The 16,948-nt window shown below is 41.2% G+C and carries 19 protein-coding genes, 1 tRNA gene and 1 rRNA gene; 18 read left to right on the top strand and 3 right to left on the bottom strand.

Annotation, left to right across the window (positions count from 1 at the left end):
* The first annotated feature begins 32 nt into the window (after window positions 1-32).
* The 6 genes from rrf to tsaD all read left to right on the top strand — a co-directional run bounded on the left by rrf (window position 33) and on the right by tsaD (window position 3,000).
* Window positions 33-148: ribosomal RNA gene (gene rrf / locus ORD22_RS10320) — 5S ribosomal RNA — on the top strand.
* A 24-nt stretch (window positions 149-172) separates the two neighbouring features.
* Window positions 173-248, top strand: a tRNA-Asp gene (locus ORD22_RS10325).
* A gap of 173 nt (window positions 249-421) precedes the next feature.
* Window positions 422-838, top strand: a complete 417-nt coding sequence (gene tsaE, locus ORD22_RS10330) for a tRNA (adenosine(37)-N6)-threonylcarbamoyltransferase complex ATPase subunit type 1 TsaE (RefSeq protein WP_411567645.1) — start codon at window positions 422-424, stop codon at window positions 836-838.
* On the top strand, window positions 835-1,536 hold the full coding sequence (gene tsaB / locus ORD22_RS10335) for a tRNA (adenosine(37)-N6)-threonylcarbamoyltransferase complex dimerization subunit type 1 TsaB (protein ID WP_317645884.1): 702 nt from the start codon (window positions 835-837) through the stop codon (window positions 1,534-1,536). Before tsaE ends, tsaB begins: the two co-directional genes overlap by 4 nt.
* A complete protein-coding gene (rimI, locus tag ORD22_RS10340) occupies window positions 1,529-1,978 on the top strand; it encodes a ribosomal protein S18-alanine N-acetyltransferase (RefSeq protein WP_317645885.1) in 450 nt (149 codons plus the stop codon). The genes tsaB and rimI overlap by 8 nt, the downstream gene beginning before the upstream one ends.
* Complete coding sequence (gene tsaD, locus ORD22_RS10345) at window positions 1,978-3,000, top strand: tRNA (adenosine(37)-N6)-threonylcarbamoyltransferase complex transferase subunit TsaD (RefSeq protein WP_317645886.1); 1,023 nt, start codon at window positions 1,978-1,980, stop codon at window positions 2,998-3,000. Before rimI ends, tsaD begins: the two co-directional genes overlap by 1 nt.
* Window positions 3,001-3,568: 568 nt before the next feature.
* Here the strand turns inward: tsaD and ORD22_RS10350 are convergent.
* Window positions 3,569-5,494, bottom strand: coding sequence for an ABC-F family ATP-binding cassette domain-containing protein (locus tag ORD22_RS10350; protein ID WP_317645887.1), 1,926 nt, complete (start codon window positions 5,492-5,494; stop codon window positions 3,569-3,571).
* Window positions 5,495-5,647: 153 nt separating this feature from the next.
* On the opposite strand from ORD22_RS10350, the gene ORD22_RS10355 reads away from it, so the two are divergent.
* From ORD22_RS10355 to dacB, 4 genes are all read left to right on the top strand, one after another.
* Window positions 5,648-6,295, top strand: coding sequence for a redox-sensing transcriptional repressor Rex (locus ORD22_RS10355; RefSeq protein WP_317645888.1), 648 nt, complete (start codon window positions 5,648-5,650; stop codon window positions 6,293-6,295).
* Window positions 6,296-6,358: 63 nt separating this feature from the next.
* Window positions 6,359-6,547 carry a twin-arginine translocase TatA/TatE family subunit gene (locus ORD22_RS10360; protein WP_099689568.1) on the top strand — a complete coding sequence of 63 codons (189 nt, stop codon included), beginning with the start codon at window positions 6,359-6,361 and terminating at the stop codon, window positions 6,545-6,547.
* 17 nt (window positions 6,548-6,564) lie between these two features.
* Window positions 6,565-7,368 (top strand): twin-arginine translocase subunit TatC, encoded by an 804-nt coding sequence (gene tatC / locus ORD22_RS10365; protein WP_317645889.1) that lies wholly within the window; start codon window positions 6,565-6,567, stop codon window positions 7,366-7,368.
* Window positions 7,369-7,477: 109 nt separating this feature from the next.
* Window positions 7,478-8,968 (top strand): D-alanyl-D-alanine carboxypeptidase/D-alanyl-D-alanine endopeptidase, encoded by a 1,491-nt coding sequence (dacB, locus tag ORD22_RS10370; protein ID WP_317645891.1) that lies wholly within the window; start codon window positions 7,478-7,480, stop codon window positions 8,966-8,968.
* On the opposite strand, the gene ORD22_RS10375 is transcribed toward dacB, so the two are convergent.
* Both ORD22_RS10375 and ORD22_RS10380 read right to left on the bottom strand, forming a co-directional pair.
* Window positions 8,962-9,225, bottom strand: coding sequence for a hypothetical protein (locus ORD22_RS10375; protein ID WP_317645893.1), 264 nt, complete (start codon window positions 9,223-9,225; stop codon window positions 8,962-8,964). The two genes, dacB and ORD22_RS10375, sit on opposite strands and share 7 nt — an antisense overlap.
* Before the next feature lie 58 nt (window positions 9,226-9,283).
* Window positions 9,284-10,015 carry a CPBP family intramembrane glutamic endopeptidase gene (locus ORD22_RS10380; RefSeq protein ID WP_317645894.1) on the bottom strand — a complete coding sequence of 244 codons (732 nt, stop codon included), beginning with the start codon at window positions 10,013-10,015 and terminating at the stop codon, window positions 9,284-9,286.
* A gap of 192 nt (window positions 10,016-10,207) precedes the next feature.
* Here ORD22_RS10380 and groES point away from each other — a divergent pair, with 192 nt between their 5' ends.
* The 8 genes from groES to ORD22_RS10420 all read left to right on the top strand — a co-directional run bounded on the left by groES (window position 10,208) and on the right by ORD22_RS10420 (window position 16,817).
* The gene (groES, locus tag ORD22_RS10385; RefSeq protein WP_317645895.1) at window positions 10,208-10,492 is read left to right on the top strand and encodes a co-chaperone GroES; all 285 of its coding nucleotides are present in this window, start codon (window positions 10,208-10,210) and stop codon (window positions 10,490-10,492) included.
* A 59-nt stretch (window positions 10,493-10,551) separates the two neighbouring features.
* A complete protein-coding gene (groL, locus tag ORD22_RS10390; protein WP_317645896.1) occupies window positions 10,552-12,183 on the top strand; it encodes a chaperonin GroEL in 1,632 nt (543 codons plus the stop codon).
* A gap of 391 nt (window positions 12,184-12,574) precedes the next feature.
* Entirely contained in the window at window positions 12,575-12,787 is a 213-nt protein-coding gene (locus ORD22_RS10395; RefSeq protein WP_317645897.1) for a hypothetical protein, read from the top strand.
* A 161-nt stretch (window positions 12,788-12,948) separates the two neighbouring features.
* Entirely contained in the window at window positions 12,949-13,275 is a 327-nt protein-coding gene (locus tag ORD22_RS10400; RefSeq protein ID WP_317645899.1) for a helix-turn-helix transcriptional regulator, read from the top strand.
* A gap of 24 nt (window positions 13,276-13,299) precedes the next feature.
* Complete coding sequence (locus ORD22_RS10405) at window positions 13,300-14,097, top strand: ImmA/IrrE family metallo-endopeptidase (RefSeq protein WP_317645900.1); 798 nt, start codon at window positions 13,300-13,302, stop codon at window positions 14,095-14,097.
* Between the two features lie 14 nt (window positions 14,098-14,111).
* The gene (locus ORD22_RS10410) at window positions 14,112-14,759 is read left to right on the top strand and encodes a hypothetical protein (RefSeq protein WP_317645901.1); all 648 of its coding nucleotides are present in this window, start codon (window positions 14,112-14,114) and stop codon (window positions 14,757-14,759) included.
* 446 nt (window positions 14,760-15,205) lie between these two features.
* Window positions 15,206-16,417, top strand: a complete 1,212-nt coding sequence (locus tag ORD22_RS10415; RefSeq protein WP_317645902.1) for a S1 family peptidase — start codon at window positions 15,206-15,208, stop codon at window positions 16,415-16,417.
* A 52-nt stretch (window positions 16,418-16,469) separates the two neighbouring features.
* A complete protein-coding gene (locus ORD22_RS10420; RefSeq protein WP_317645903.1) occupies window positions 16,470-16,817 on the top strand; it encodes a hypothetical protein in 348 nt (115 codons plus the stop codon).
* Window positions 16,818-16,948: the final 131 nt, after the last annotated feature.

Consider the following 16,948-nt stretch of genomic DNA (forward strand, 5'->3'; position numbering starts at 1 on the left):
TTTATTCAGTTTTGAGTGAACAACTCAAATAGTCTAGTAACGATAGCGAAGAGGTCACACCCGTTCCCATACCGAACACGGAAGTTAAGCTCTTCAGCGCCGATGGTAGTTGGGGGTTTCCCCCTGTGAGAGTAGGACGTTGCTAGGCTTTTATTTTTTTGCAAAATTACATGGTCCCGTGGTGTAGCGGTTAACATGCCTGCCTGTCACGCAGGAGATCGCGGGTTCGATTCCCGTCGGGACCGCCATATTTTAACATTCCAAACGATTTCACCGCTCTGGTGAGGTCGTTTTTTAGTTTATTTAAACGTAAATCTTCTTAACTTTTGTTTTTACTTGTTTTTCTGTACACTAGTAGTATGGATTAGAAAAGAAAGGTGCGTTGGCCGTGTGGAAAAAGGATATAGGCTCTTTAGAAGAGATGGAAAGCTTGGCTGCTACACTAGGTAGTTACTTACAACCACCTGATGTGTTGACACTTGAAGGTGATTTAGGCGCCGGTAAGACTACTTTTGCTCAAGCATTAGCAAAGTCTCTTGGTGTTACACGAACTGTAAGCAGTCCAACGTTTACAATTATTAAGCAATATGAAGGGAATTACCCCCTTAATCATCTAGATGTATATCGTTTAGCCAATAGCGAAGAAGATTTGGGATGGGACGAACTGTTTTATGGGGATGCAATTTCGATAATTGAATGGGCACAGTTTATTGAAGAAGAATTGCCTGAACAACGACTGGAAATTGTCATTCATCATACGGGAGAAACGACTCGTACTGTTGAATTGATGCCAAAAGGTGAACGATTTACACGTATTTGTGAGGAGATTTTTACATGATATGGTTAGGTATTGATACAGCGAACTCGCCTTTGTCGGTAGCGATTGTTAAAGATGATGTGTTATTGATCGAAGAGTCGAGCATGATGAAAGTTAATCACTCTTTGCGTGCGATGCCAGCTGTTGAAGAAGCATGCCGTAAAGCGGCTATCACTCCATCTGAAATTGATGCAATTGCCGTTTCGGAAGGTCCTGGTTCGTATACTGGTGTACGCATTGGTGTAACGATTGCGAAGACGCTTGCTTGGACGCTAGATAAGCCGCTATATGGGGTGTCTAGTCTTAAGTCGATAGCAATGAATGGACAGCTTTTCAACGGCTTAATTTGCCCTCTCATTGACGCTAGAAGATCCAATGTATATTCTGCTATTTATCGTGCCGTGTCAGACGACTTGACGGCTGTAATGGAAGATCAGCACTGTACGCTTGAAGAGCTTTTGGAGAAATTGAAAGAGTTAGCCGAGCCAGTGTTATTTGTTGGGGATGATGTGAAGTTGCATGAACAGGTCATTCGCGAGAAACTGGGTGATCAGGTGCGTTTTGCTTCATTCGCAATGAATGTACCGCGGGCTTCTTCCGCTATTGCGTTGGCAAAACTTGCGGATCAAGCAGAAGAAGTGCACACTTTTACTCCGCAATATAAGCGCATTACTGAGGCTGAAGCGAACTTAGTGAAAAAGGAGTCTTCTCATGAGTAATGATGTGTTGTTTCGAAAAATGACTAGAGATGATATTGCGGCGGTAGCGGAGATTGAGCGCGAATCGTTTGCGACGCCATGGACGGAAGAGATTTTTGAGCATGAGCTGTCGGGTAATGCTTATTCTCATTATATTGTAGGGGAACTGGATGGAGAGATTATCGGTCATTGTGGTATGTGGATTGTGCTCGATGAATGTCATATTACGAATGTAGCTGTGCGACAGTCTTTGCGTGGCAATGGCTATGGCGAGGATCTCATGCGTCAGGCGATGGAGTTATGCCGGCTGAATGAAGTAAAGACGATGACATTAGAAGTGCGTGTCAGTAATGAACCTGCGCGGACGTTGTATCGTAAACTTGGTTTTCAAGAAGGCGGCATCAGGAAAAACTATTATACAGACGACCATGAAGATGGTCTCGTCATGTGGGTGGAATTCTAATGAACAAAGACCATTATATTTTAGGTATTGAAACGAGTTGTGATGAAACAGCTGCATCTGTCGTGAAGAATGGAACAGAAATTGTTTCATCCATTGTAGCTTCACAAATTCAGCAACAGAAACAATTTGGTGGTGTGGTACCAGAAATTGCTTCTCGTTTGCATGTGGAACAGATTACTCTCGTTATAGAAGAAGCATTGCGTGAAGCTAAACTAGTGCCAAGTGATTTGGAGGCAATAGCTGTAACGGAAGGTCCTGGATTAGTTGGGGCTTTATTGATTGGTATTAACGCGGCAAAAGCTTTTGCATTTGCTAATCAGTTGCCGCTCATCGGTGTGCATCATATTGCAGGGCACGTCTATGCTAATCAATTGATTCATGAGATGGAGTTTCCACTACTTGCGTTAATTGTTTCTGGTGGACATACGGAACTTGTTGTCATGAAATCGCATGGTTGTTTCGAATTAATAGGTGAAACGCGTGATGATGCAGCAGGTGAAGCCTATGATAAAGTAGCACGCGTATTGGGACTACCTTATCCAGGCGGGCCGCAAGTGGATCGTTTAGCTTTAGCGAGTGAACAAAGTGTCGACTTTCCTCGTGCTTGGCTAGAAGCAGATTCGTATGATTTTAGCTTCAGTGGATTGAAATCATCCGTCATCAACTATAAGCATAACATTGAGCAAAAGGGCGGTCACATCGTTCCTGAGCATGTTGCAGCAGGCTTCCAGCAAAGTGTTGTGGATGTATTGACGGTGAAGACAGTGAGAGCTGCGAAACAATATGCTGTGAAGCAAGTGATTGCAGCAGGAGGTGTCGCAGCCAATCAAGGGTTGCGTAATTCATTAACTGCGGCGCTTGAAAAAGAGGGAATTCCTTTTTATGTGCCACCGATTTCGTTATGCACAGACAACGCGGCAATGATCGCAGCAGCTGGTTATGAGATGTGGAAAAGTGGGGTGCGCAGTGATTCTACGATGAATGGGCGACCTGGAATGCAGTTAATTTCTTGGAATGAATGAGGTTACACACAATTTGCTAAGATTCAGCAAATTGTGTGTTTTTTAATTATAGACTATTTCGTTTGTCAATAGGGAACATTCGTACTTATGCACAATTTGTGGATAATATGTGGGTAAGTTTAGAAAGCTGTGAATGTTAAACGCATACGTTTTGGATAACTATGTGAACTATTTATAAAGGAATTGTGGATAATGTTCATAACTATGTGCATATGTGTTCAAGTGGGGATTTATACTGTGGAAAAGATTGTGGAGAAAAGAATTTGAATTTGTATAAGTTTTTTTAGGAAATGGAGTACCTTGTCGAATTATAGGAGAATATAGACCAGTGAACGACTTATTATGTCATAAATATATAGATCTATACATGAAAAAACGGACTTCTATTAGAAAGTCCGTTTAGCTTGGAGATGAAAGAATGAGAGAGTGGAATGTAAAGCGTTGCGTTGTAGGTGGACCAGTTACTCAGTCACTTACATTTACTATGAAATCTCACAGTACATGTATTCTGCCTATAGGTTGGAAGCGCATCTTTGCCATAAATCCACGACTGCTCATTCAGTATCAATCATAAATTCTCCAGTTCATCCTGCAGCATGAGCCACTCTTCTGACTGCTCGTCATGTGTTGCCTGTAAGTCGTCGATTTGGCGTTGGATATCCATTAACTCGACGTGGTCGTTAGCTAGCTCTGGATCAAGTAGTTTAGCCTGTAACGTATTTATTTCTTCATCAAACGCTTCGAGCTTCTTTTCGATATCTGCAATCGCCCGCGTCAGTCGTCGTTCTTGGCGCTGTTGTTCTTTATTCGCCAGTTCTCTCTTAACGACAGGTTCTTTTGCACGTAGTTCGATTTGTGTAGCGGCTGCGATTTCTTCCATCTCGGTTTTTTTCTCGATATAGTAATCATAGTCACCTAAGTATTCGGTTGCACCATCATCGCTCATTTCAATCACTTTTGTCGCTAAGCGGTTGATGAAGTAGCGGTCGTGTGAGACGAATAAAATCGTCCCCGGGAAGTCGTCAAGCGCGTTTTCTAAAATTTCCTTGCTGTCGAGATCTAAATGGTTCGTTGGCTCGTCCAAAATCAGCGTATTGGATTTCTCAAGCATGAGCTGTGCCAATGAAAGTCGTGCTTTTTCTCCACCCGATAACGACGACACAAGTTTCTCAATGTCGTTCCCTGTGAATAGGAAGCGCCCGAGTAATGAACGGACGTCTTTTTCATTCATCATTGGCCAGTCGTCCCATATTTCCTGTAAGACGGTCCCGGACCCGATCAAGGTTGCTTGATTCTGATCATAGTAACCGAATTGCACGTTCGTACCGTAGCGGATGTCGCCACCCATTAACTCATTGCGCTTCACAATTGTCTTCAACAGTGTGGACTTACCGACACCATTCGGTCCGACAAACGCCACGCGATCACCTTTATAGATACGCAATGAAATATTCTTTGAGACAGGCTTTGCGCCATACCCGATTTTCACATTGTCAAGTGACAATACATCATTGCCGCTTGGTCGATCGAGTGAAAATGAGAAGTTTGCTGATTTCTCGTCACCCTCAGGAGAGTCCATCCACTCACGACGCTCTAGTTGCTTACGGCGGCTCTTGGCCATTTTCGAAGTCGAAGCACGTGCGATATTCTTCTGGATGAATTCTTCTAGTTTTGCGCGTTCATCCTTCTCTGATTCAAAGAGCTTTTGATCACGCTCGTAATTTTTCGCCTTCTCGTCTAAATAGTCACTATAATTGCCGCGGTATTTAGCCACTTTACGGCGCGACACTTCATAGACAGTCGTAACTACTTTATCAAGGAAGTAACGGTCATGCGAGACAATTAGAATAGCGCCTTCATAACCTGATAAATAGCGCTCAAGCCAGTTCAGAGTCTCGATGTCTAAGTGGTTCGTCGGTTCATCGAGTATTAACAGATCGGGCTTACTCAGCAACATCCTTGCGAGTGCCAATCGTGTCTTCTGGCCACCTGATAGCAAGTCCACAGGCTTGTCAAAGTCTTCTGGATAAAAACGCATACCATGAAGCACAGAACGAGCATCGGCTTCAAACTGATAGCCACCCGATTCTTTAAAAGAAATCTGTAATTCATCATATTCGGTCATTATACGTGCGTAGCGATCTGCGTTTTCATAAACCGCCGGATCAGCCATTTCCTGTTCAAGCGCACGCAAGCGTTGCTCCATTTGCTTGAGTGGCGCAAACAGCGTCATGACTTCATCCCAAATCGTTAAATCGGAGTCAATTCCGCTATGTTGTTCTAAATATCCAAGACGTATATCTTTTGGGATCATAATATCGCCTGCATCTGCGGATAACTCTCCTGCAATAATTTTTAGTAATGTCGATTTCCCGGCACCATTTCGTCCGACAAGTGCTACACGGTCGCGATGTTGCACTTCGAGACGAACATTTTCTAGTAGATCCGTGCCTGAAAAAGACTTGGTCAGTCCATTCACTTGTAAAATAATCAAGCCTCACACCTCTATTCTCTTCTAAGTTTAATGGAATGGGAGACGCCATGCAATAATCGGCTTTACAATGGGTGCATTCTACTGTACGATAAAAGCGGCTATACCCTTGTAAAGGGGTAGGTTATTGAGTGACAATGGAGGTAAGGTACAGCTGTGGATAAACCTAGAATCCCGCAGGCGACGTCAAAACGGTTGCCTTTATATTATAGATTTTTACGAAAATATTCAGATGCAGGGGTCCAGCGAATTTCATCGAGCGAATTAAGTGAATCGATGAAAATTGATGCGGCAACAATCCGTAGAGACTTTTCACATTTTGGCGCACTTGGTCGCAAAGGATACGGCTATGATGTTGATTCCTTGTTGCAGTTTTTCCGCCAAACGCTTGATCAGGACGAGGCAACAAACGTCGCATTGATCGGTGTTGGTAGCCTGGGGAAGGCATTCATTAAATACAATTTCCAAAAGATCCATAATACGAAAATTGTTGTGGCGTTCGATCCTAAAGCATCGCATGAAGGCGAAGAAATGAATAATATTCCTATTTATCCGCCTGATCGATTAGAGGAAAAAATTCAAGAACTGGGTATTGAAATGGTTATCTTGACAGTACCTCAACGAGTGGCACAAGAACTAACCGATCGCTTAGCAGAAACAGGCGTCAAGGGTATATTGAACTTCACTCCGATCCGGCTAACGGTACCGGAGAGTATTCGTATTCAAAGTATCGATCTTTCTGGCGAGTTACAGACATTGATTTACCTCATTAAAAATGACGTAAAAGATTCACAAATAAAGTAACCTAGCAATAGTAAATGTGCGGTTTTTCATGTAGAATAGACATATTATGAGGAGGTGGCCAGCATGGCTCCAGGCATCGGAAGTTTGCTAATTATTGCTGTGATTGCATTGCTAATATTTGGTCCTAAGAAATTACCTGAAATCGGTAAAGCATTCGGTTCTTCATTGCGTGAGTTTAAAAACGCGACAAAAGGCCTTGTGGATGATGATGAGGTAAAAAAGGTTGAAGACAAGAAAGAAGAAGTGCGCTAAGTTAGGATGTTACTCTGATGGCAGATAAAAACTTAACGATCGTTGAACATATAGATGAAGTTAGAAAACGGCTGATGGTTATCGTCGTTTTCTTTATTGTTGGAGTAATTGGTAGCTTCTTCCTTGCGAAGCCGCTGATCAATTTTATTCAGTATGATACGCCAGCAGAACAAATTGTACTGAATGCATTTAACGTCGTAGATCCAGTTGTGATCTATTTGAAGGTTATTGTATTCCTTGCGATTGTCATCATTTCGCCGGTTATTATGTATCAATTTTGGGCATTCATTTCACCAGGTCTTCGTGATCTAGAGCGAAAAGTGACACTGTCGTATATCCCATTTGCGTTTTTATTGTTTTTAGCAGGAATCAGCTTTTCGTACTTTGTATTGTTACCATACGTCATGAAATTCATGATCAACTTGTCAGGCCAATTAAACATTGAGCAAACAATCGGTATCAATGAGTACTTTTCATTCCTTTTCTCGTTACTGTTACCGTTCGGCTTCGTCTTCCAGTTACCAATTGTCATATTATTCTTATCCCGTCTAGGTGTGTTGGAACCGAAAGTGCTTGTGAAGGTACGTAAAATCGCATACTTCGTTCTATTCGTGTTAGCAGCATTCATCACCCCTCCAGACATCGTATCGCATTTATTCACCACAGTACCGTTATTTATCCTATATGAAGTTAGTATCGTGATTTCTCGTCTAGGATATCGAAAGTTCGAAAAAGCTGAGCGTCTGCGTCAACTCGAAGAAGTAAAAGCAGAGCAACAGCGTCAAATCGATGAAGTGATGAATACAACCGGTGAAAAATAAGTAGTAATGAATCCTCTTGCCTAGGCAGGGGGATTTTTTTGCGGTTCTTTTACGTGTCCGCCTATGGTAAACTAGCGATTAATAGAAGAATAGGAGGAAATGAATCCAAGTGAGGACAAAAAAGACTTCAGCGAGATGGAGCAAATGGTTACTAGGTGTAATTTTAGTCATGGCAAGTATTACGACTCCTGTTGCAGGAGGTCAAACAGCGGCATCCGTTCAGTCGTATAAAGCATTAGAAGTAGGTATCAATCAAGTGATCACAAGTCAGCGCATGCGTGGCACACGAAGCAGTGTAGTTGTTCGTGATGCACAGACGAATCGTATAGTCTATCAATACCGTGGTGATCAAGGTGTGACGCCGGCTTCCAACGTTAAAGTATTAACGGCAACAACGGCTCTCGAAGTACTAGGCAAAGATTACACGTTCCACACGGATGTACTTACGAATGGAACAATACATAATGGGGTTCTTGATGGTCACCTCTATTTACGCGGGACAGGAGATCCAACATTACTTGAAGCAGACTTGCAGGGACTGGCAAAACAACTGCGCGATGCAGGGATCCATTCTGTGACAGGTCATATCGTAGCGGATGATACATGGTTCGACACACAACGCCTATCTCCAGGTATTTATAAATCAGATGAAACACACTACTTTGCGGCCCAAATTTCGGCACTGACACTATCGCCGAACAAAGATTATGACGCAGGTACAACAATCGTTACCGCAACACCAACGAAAAATGGTAAACCGGCAGCGGTTACGCTAACACCGCATACGAATATCGTTAATGTTATCAACCGTACACGTACAGTGCCTAAAAACAAGGCAAATACCGTAACGATGAGACGTCAATATGGGACGAATAATATTATCGTCTCTGGGAACCTACCTGTGAATTCAGGTAGCAAGCGCCAATGGGTAACCGTAGCGAATCCAACAGCTTATACTGCAGACGTATTCAAACGAGCATTGGCTAAACAAGGTGTGACATTACGTAAAGAGGCTAGAGTCACACGTGGTAAAACGCCAACAAATGCAACAATGCTTGCATCAAAAGAATCGATGTCATTATATTATTTAATGATGCCATTTATGAAATATAGCAATAATGCACACGCGGAAATTCTGGCAAAATCGATGGGCCGTGCTGTCTATAATGAAGGAAGCTGGAATGCAGGCTTGCGTGTTGTACGAGAAACACTTGAAAAAGACGGCATCAACCCTAGAGGCATTTACTTAGAAGACGGCTCGGGCATGTCGCATAAAAACAAGATTCCATCCGAAAAGCTATCGGAAGTATTATTCGCTGCCCAGTCAAAAGATTGGTATCACGCATTTGAACGTTCGCTTCCAGTGGCGGGGATAAACGACCGCATGCTTGGCGGCACACTGCGCAATCGTTTAACAAACCCACTCGTTAAAGGAAAAGTAATTGCAAAAACAGGTTCGTTAAACCGTACCGATTCTTTATCTGGCTATGTGAAAACGAAGAGCGGTAAAGATCTAATCTTCAGTATCCTAACTGAAAACGTAAATGGCTCTGCAAGACCTGATATTGATAAAATGGTACAAGTTATAGCAGCTCAATAAGTGGATGGGTGCCCGCCGCGCTCATAGCTAGTGGTCCCACGCTCATAGACAGTGTCTTCCCGCTCATAGACAGTGTCTCCACGCTCATAGACAGTGTCTTCCCGCTCATAGACAGTGTCTCCACGCTCATAGACAGCAGCTCCGCGCTCATAGACAGCAGCTCCGCGCTCATAGACAGCAGCTCCGCGCTCATAGACAGCGTCCCCACGCTCATAGACAGCGTCCCCACGCTCATAGCCCACATCTCTACCCAACAAAAAAGTACTGAGAACAGATAAATGTTCTCAGTACTTTTTAAATTGACAACTTATTTCATCATTGTAGGAATAGTATGATGCTCTGTTGCATATCTTGTAATTGTTGGAGTTTGTCCGCATTGAATTGAACCACAGTAACAAAGCTATTCATAAGAAAATGGGCGATCATCGGTGTCAGCAAACGCTTTGTTCGATAGTAGACAAATGCAAACGCCAGACCAGGCATCAAATACATGAGCAAGTGTTGAGGTTCGCCGTGTACTAACGAGAAGACGACACCACTGAAAATCGCTGCGATCAAGAAATTTGTCTTTGTGTACAAGCTTCCAAATAAAATACGACGGAAGACGACTTCCTCAAGGAATGGAGCAAAAATGACCATTGGGAAGATCAAGATCGGAGCTGCTTTCGCAATACCCGATAGGAGCTCCGTATTTTCGGAACCTGCTGTCACACCGAACATCGATTCAATCGCAGCACCTAGAATTTGTCCAGCCATTGCTAAGAAGAATCCAAGAATACCCCAAAGAACAACGCTTCCGAAACTAGCTGCTTTCCCTTTGAAGACAGGAATGAATTTTTTATTATTCCACAAGATGATGCCGATTACGATTGAAGCAATCCCTTGAGTAATGAACAATGTCCAAGCAAAACCGTTCGACACAGCATCCGATTCGGCTAAGCCTTTACCAGTGAAATAGTAAATCATCTCCGGTGCAAGGAAGATGCTAGAAATTTGTAGCAAAATATACGTGGCAAAGATGATTAACGCAACACGCCAGTTTTTCACGATGCACAACCTTTCTTTCATACATGATGACCATTTTAGCGCGAAAAACGACATTTGGCAAAAAAGAAAATGTCGAAAGCTTTTACTTGCAATTAAACATGAAATTCTTTAAGATAAGAGAAGTGTTAGCACTCATCATTATCGAGTGCTAATAAATTAAAATTATCTATTATCTTGAGGAGGTTGTTTCATTTGTTGAAACCACTAGGTGACCGTATCGTAATCGAATTAATCGAAGCAGAAGAAAAAACAGCAAGCGGCATTGTACTACCTGACTCTGCGAAGGAAAAACCGCAAGAAGGTAAAGTAATCGCTGCAGGTACAGGCCGTGTTCTTGAGAATGGACAGCGTGTTGAATTAGAAGTATCAGAAGGTGACCGTATCATCTTCTCTAAATATGCAGGTACAGAAGTAAAGTATGAAGGCGCAGAATACTTGATTTTGCGTGAAAGCGATATTCTAGCAATTATCGGTTAATCGACCGTTACTAAAAACAAACTAAACTAAAACGAAAACTCTGGAGGGAATCATTTATAATGGCTAAAGAAATTAAATTTAACGAAGATGCACGTTCCGCAATGCTACGCGGTGTAGATACATTAGCAGACGCTGTAAAAGTAACACTCGGACCAAAAGGACGTAACGTCGTTCTTGAGAGAAAATTTGGTTCACCATTAATCACAAATGACGGTGTAACAATCGCAAAAGAAATCGAATTGGAAGACGCATTCGAAAACATGGGCGCAAAGCTCGTAGCAGAAGTTGCTTCTAAGACGAATGAAATTGCAGGGGACGGTACAACAACAGCTACAGTACTAGCGCAAGCAATGATCCGCGAAGGTCTTAAAAACGTCACAGCGGGCGCGAACCCTGTAGGTATCCGTAAAGGAATCGAAAAAGCGGTAATCGCAGCAGTTGAAGGCCTACAAGAAGTTTCTGATGAAATCGAAAGCAGACAGGAAATTGCACAAGTAGCGTCTATTTCATCTGGAGACGAAGAAGTCGGCGAGTTGATCTCACAAGCTATGGAGCGCGTGGGCAACGACGGCGTTATCACAATCGAAGAATCTAAAGGCTTCATTACAGAACTAGATGTAGTAGAAGGTATGCAATTCGACCGTGGCTATGCATCTGCTTATATGGCAACAGATACAGACAAAATGGAAGCAGTTCTAGAGAATCCATACGTCTTGATCACTGACAAGAAAATCGGCAATATCCAAGAAATCCTTCCAGTTCTCGAGCAAGTTGTTCAGCAAGGTAAGCCATTGTTGATCATCGCAGAAGATGTTGAAGGTGAAGCATTGGCTACACTAGTCGTCAACAAACTTCGCGGTACATTCAACGCGGTAGCAGTAAAAGCACCAGGCTTCGGTGATCGTCGTAAAGCGATGCTAGAAGACATTGCGATCTTAACTGGTGGACAAGTAATTACTGAAGATCTAGGACTAGATCTAAAATCAGCAGACATTACTTCTTTAGGTAGCGCTGCGAAAATCGTTGTAACAAAAGATCATACAACAATCGTTGAAGGAAGCGGCGACAAAGGTTCTATCGAATCACGCGTAGGCCAAATCCGTTCACAATTAGAAGAATCTACTTCTGAATTCGACAAAGAGAAACTACAAGAACGTTTAGCTAAACTAGCTGGCGGAGTAGCTGTGATCAAAGTTGGAGCAGCAACTGAAACTGAGCTAAAAGAGCGCAAACTTCGTATCGAAGACGCATTGAACTCTACACGCGCAGCAGTTGAAGAAGGTATCGTATCGGGTGGTGGTACAGCACTAGTAAACGTCTACAAACAAGTAGAAGCATTACTAGAATCTACTGAAGGCGATGTAGCAACAGGTATCAAAATTGTTCTACGCGCACTAGAAGAGCCAGTACGCCAAATCGCTACAAACGCAGGCCTTGAAGGTTCTATCGTAGTCGATCGTCTCAAGCGCGAAGAAGTTGGCATCGGCTTCAACGCAGCAGACGGCCAGTGGGTCAACATGGTAGAAGCAGGAATCGTGGATCCAACAAAGGTTACACGTTCTGCATTGCAAAACGCGGCATCTGTGGCGGCTATGTTCTTGACTACTGAAGCAGTTATAGCAGACCTACCAGAAGAAGGTGGCGGTATGCCTGATATGGGCGGTATGGGTGGAATGGGCGGCATGATGTAAGGAAAACTCATAACCCCTGATATACCAAGGGGGTAGCATGTTCATCATCATACCATGGTCATAAAGGCCACGAAATTACTCTAAATATGAAGGTCTTTCATCAATTCATTGAATTGATGAGAGGCCTTTTTGTGCTTGAAAATAATCAAGCGTTAATTAGTGAATATAAAGATAAGAACGACACGTTAAGTGGGCTCGTCACGAAGTATCAAGGCTATGCAGAGAAAATGAGGCATTGAAAAAGTCCTTTGAAATGGAGAAGACTGAGTGGAGAAAACAAGTGAGTGTTGAAAAGTCTGCATTTGAGGAAAAAATCTCGGAGCTATCACAGGAAAACAAACGGTAACTGAAGAACTACGAGTGCTACGAATGGATTTTGAACAAGTAGAAAGTGAACCATGAGCGTGATCTATCACATCTTGCAGAGCGCAAGGAACTAGAGCGTGAAAAAGCAGTGGTGGAAGTTGAGCGTTTGCATAATGAGGAAGTGCGTAAGCTGTATGATGAAATGGCAGCCCTCCGTAAAGTACATGAGGAAACGAAGGAGAAGATGCAGGAGGAAATTTCGGTGCTTCAACAAGTGAATCGAAAAATAGATAACTAAATAGCGTATTCGTAAAAGTAGAAATTTCTAATTTTGCAAAATATATATTGATAAGTTTTTCAGTAACCGTCTGCTTAGAGAGAAAAATTAAATCGCACAAATGGTTTCTTGTCACGTATATTTTGTGCGATTTGTGATATACTAGTAATGAGGTGATGGAGATGGATTTTAAACACACGGCATCATTACTGAATCAATGGATGGAAGAAAATCAAATGACGAAAACAAAAATGGCGCAATTGATGGATATAAGTGAAGCACTTTTACGTGCACTGTTGAAAGGTGATCGTCGCATTACATCTGAGCGTCTCACGCAGTTCGCAGAAATCACAAACATTTCACGGGCATCGTTATTAGGATTATCCGATAAAGAGTTATTTGCAGGTTATAGTGTCATTCCGCGTGGAGGCACAGAACTCTCTACCGCAAATAAGCATCAAATTCAGCAGATTGCCTTGCTTTTAAATGAGTACGAAAGCTTCAAATAAAAGCAGGGAAGGAGTTGTTGGAAAATGAATAGTTGCATGCAAAAAGTTGAGCGTTTGGCAGACGATATTTATAAAAAATATGTATCGCCTAAGACATCCCTTATGTTAGCTGATGTGTTGGCTGATGTGATCGCAAGACAAGGAATTGAAGTAATCTACCTAAGCATACCTAAAATGGATGGCGAAGATCGGATCCTAAATGGCATGTTTTTTAAACATATGGATGAAGCGGTACCACCCAAAATTGTTATTAATCAATTAGATACCATTCGTACGCAAAATTTCACATTGGCTCATGAATGGTTCCATGCCATCTTGGAATCTGAGGATTTGAAGCTGTATGGGATTCAGATTCAATCGAATGAAGAGTTAGAACGTGCAGGTGATTATTTTGCAGCATCTATTCTGATGAATCAAGAGGCGTTTGTTTCCTATTATGAGATTATCCGCGGACAGTCTTTAGAACAGCAAGTATTTAAGCTGGCAGATATTTTCAAAGTACCGTATGTAAGCGTAGTGAGGCGACTAAGAGAGCTTGATTTAACGTCAGTTTGTGCGTTAGCATCCTTAACGGAGCAGGAATTGGCTGAGCTTCGTCATAAACAAATAGGTGAATCAATATTAGATTCTCCCCCGAAATGTAATCAATTCGCACAATATCAGCAACTTGTAATGAGTAAAGTGGATACGGGAGAGTTTTCTAACTTAAATGCAGCGAAAAAACTCACACGTTTAAATCCTAAGTTATCTGAAGAATACTTTAAAAAGTCAGCAGGCACGAGCGACATTAATCAACTTTGGGATGAGTTGGATGAAGCCTGATGGAGGGATGAAAATTGCGGAATAGTTTATTGCCGATACCCTCTATTTGCTTTATCGATGCCAATATTATTTTCTATATTGAACAGTTGAAATCAAAGGATGATTTTCTAACTATCATTGAGCAAGTGTATGAATCGGTTTATATACATGAAGAAGTTTATCAAGAATTAAGTATTGCAGGTCAAAAGTTTGTTGATGAAAAATGTCAAGCGAATAAGTGGGTATTATTTGAACCTCTTCAGGTTTTTAAAGACACTTACGAGGACTATAGGCTAATGTTATCCGAGGTACAATCAACTTTAATTGAAGTGGACAGCCGTAGAGGTAAAGCAGGTAGTGCCGGTACGGGTGAAATTGCTTCTTTAGCGGCTGCCTATTTACTGAATGCAAGATTTATTTGCAGTAACGATTATTCAATTGAAGAAGTGATTCAAGAGGTACCGTTACATATATTCATCGACGGAGATGATTCGCAAGAGCCTGTTTTAATTACGCATCATCGCCTGTTGGATTTTTGTAAGTTAGTTGTAGAAGGTGGAATATTGCCACGTAAAACAGTTAGGAAGTTCTTTCAAATTGCGCATATCGAACTGAAAACAGACAATAGGAAGCTGTTCGATGAGCGGATAGAAGAATTTGATCAAATGATACCGGCTATCTAGTGGATAATTATGGATTAATTTGATGTGATTTGGATCTATAGTAGAAGTAAATTTGTCACTTTGGATGATAAATCACACCTGCATGAAGTGTTATTTTGCATTTCAAAATAGCTCCTTTCTAAGCAATAAATACACTGCGTAATTACATCAATTGAATTATAAAACACTGTATAGGCGAAAAAGAACTATCCCCCTGTTCACTCGAAGATAAAACATTGATCAATTCAGAAAGTTGATAAAAGTCAATTATACCTTCTCATCAATCAGTCGGCTAATCTTCCTTTCTTTTTTGTGTTACTTTTAGCATATGAAACCGTTATAGATATAGTCTTTTATTCATTTGTATAAATCTGTTGAAAAATTAAGAAGTTAGATACTTGAGATAAGTATCTAACTTCTTGTAATTTATAAGTTAGGAAAATAATTCAATATCAAGAGGTAATAACTTGTTTAAATTAATTTTGAAAGTTACCGTGCTTTCAATGCTTTTCGGCATGATGGTATATATGTTGCCTAAAGAATCCAGCGCAAATTCGGAGCTATACTTAGCGAATGAAGATAACACTAGAGCAATCGAACTTTACCAAAAAATAATGAACTATTTAGACGGAAATCAAGAAATCAAGTACGCGGGCGCTTATATTGATGAAAGTAATACATTAAATGTTGGATTGGTTCCTGAAAATAAAGAGCAAACAAAAGAAGTAATAAGCAGTCTTGCTGGCAATCTACCTATAAAATTCTACAATGTAAAATACTCATTCGAGGTACTGGAGAACGCAAAGGAGATTTTTAAAAAAGAGGTGAATGGAAAATATAATATTACCTCGCTTGACATTAGTGAAAAAGAGAACAAACTCGTTATAGGTCTTCAACCTGATTCCTATTCAACGTCTATGAGAAACTTTAATCTTCAAAAAGGAAAAGAAGAACTTTTTGAAAGAATGCAAATTGACGCTGAAGACATTATTTTTATTGAGGAAGAACCTTTGACCACACAAGCCAGAACAGATTCAAACCAAGACGAGAAATTAGGAGGAATCCGGATAACAAGTCCAAACCCCCAGGGAAATACTGAAGAAAGTACACTAGGATTTGGAGTTATAGATACGACTGGTAAATATGGATTTGTTATGTCGGGGCATCCGGTGAAAGGAGTGGGTACTTGGGTATCCCAAGGCGGCGGGGTTGGACAAGTAACAACGGACAGACTCACTAATAGAAAGAGTGATGCCGCTTACGTAAGAACAAGTTCAGGAAAAGTAGTGAGCGGTACCATTTATGGTGGGTATAGAATTAATGCACATTATGGTTGGGCGAACATGCCTGTTGGCGCAGAAATTATGCAACACGGCATAAGCACGAACGTGACTACGGGAACCATTACTAGTCGACAAAAAGAGGTGTATTTTTCGTCGAATTATAAATATAATTCAGGCGGTATGACTATGTTGGTTGAAGCGACGTATAAGTCTGCAAGCGGTGATAGTGGGGGACCGGTAACGGGTAAAATTAATTCAAGTGTTTACGTACAACTACTTGGAATACATGTAGGAGCGAAAGGAAGCAGAGCGTATTATAGCCCAGTGGACATCATCTTAACAGAACTAAATTTATCAAGACCATTATATTCCAAAGACGGCAATGTAAAAAATTAACTGAATTAAAGTAAAGGATCTAAATTTTTATTAACTATAAAATAGAATTGGATTGAGTAAAATGAACTCAAGCTATTTCAAACTATTATTTGTATGTCTGCTTGTATTAGTACTAACAGCTTGTAATGAAAAAACAGAAACAGAAAAAGAATATATGGATGCAGTAAGCGCTGCAAAATTATTAAGTGAGTACAATAAAAGCAACCGAAATGAATTAAAAATGGAAGGCATTATTATAACGATGCTGGGACCTGATGAAATAAATAATGTTCTTGAAGTAGACCTATTGAAAGTTAACAAGAAGATAGAAAAAAAATTTAAAAAAATATTGTTTGAAGATGTATTGCATCAGGAAGTTAGGTTGCGACTGGAACAGGGAGGATACGGTATACCGCAATAAAACAAGATCCGACCTACCTCTATATAAAGAGTGTGATTATTGCATACGAATGGAGCTTCCTCTGCGAAGTTTTGAGCCTCTCAATGCAAACGATAAGGCCATTGAATGTGCACATGTAATTCACTCTACTA

Origin of the sequence: Sporosarcina sp. GW1-11, assembly GCF_033088395.1 — a bacterium.
Lineage (GTDB): Bacteria > Bacillota > Bacilli > Bacillales_A > Planococcaceae > Sporosarcina.

What these genes read in the sequence shown, in the direction of transcription:
- tsaE (WP_411567645.1), top strand. Translation starts at nt 422, where the DNA reads ATGGAAAGCTTGGCTGCTACACTAGGTAGTTACTTACAACCACCTGAT.
- tsaB (WP_317645884.1), top strand. Translation starts at nt 835, where the DNA reads ATGATATGGTTAGGTATTGATACAGCGAACTCGCCTTTGTCGGTAGCG.
- rimI (WP_317645885.1), top strand. Translation starts at nt 1,529, where the DNA reads ATGAGTAATGATGTGTTGTTTCGAAAAATGACTAGAGATGATATTGCG.
- tsaD (WP_317645886.1), top strand. Translation starts at nt 1,978, where the DNA reads ATGAACAAAGACCATTATATTTTAGGTATTGAAACGAGTTGTGATGAA.
- ORD22_RS10360 (WP_099689568.1), top strand. Translation starts at nt 6,359, where the DNA reads ATGGCTCCAGGCATCGGAAGTTTGCTAATTATTGCTGTGATTGCATTG.
- tatC (WP_317645889.1), top strand. Translation starts at nt 6,565, where the DNA reads ATGGCAGATAAAAACTTAACGATCGTTGAACATATAGATGAAGTTAGA.
- groL (WP_317645896.1), top strand. Translation starts at nt 10,552, where the DNA reads ATGGCTAAAGAAATTAAATTTAACGAAGATGCACGTTCCGCAATGCTA.
- ORD22_RS10400 (WP_317645899.1), top strand. Translation starts at nt 12,949, where the DNA reads ATGGATTTTAAACACACGGCATCATTACTGAATCAATGGATGGAAGAA.
- ORD22_RS10405 (WP_317645900.1), top strand. Translation starts at nt 13,300, where the DNA reads ATGAATAGTTGCATGCAAAAAGTTGAGCGTTTGGCAGACGATATTTAT.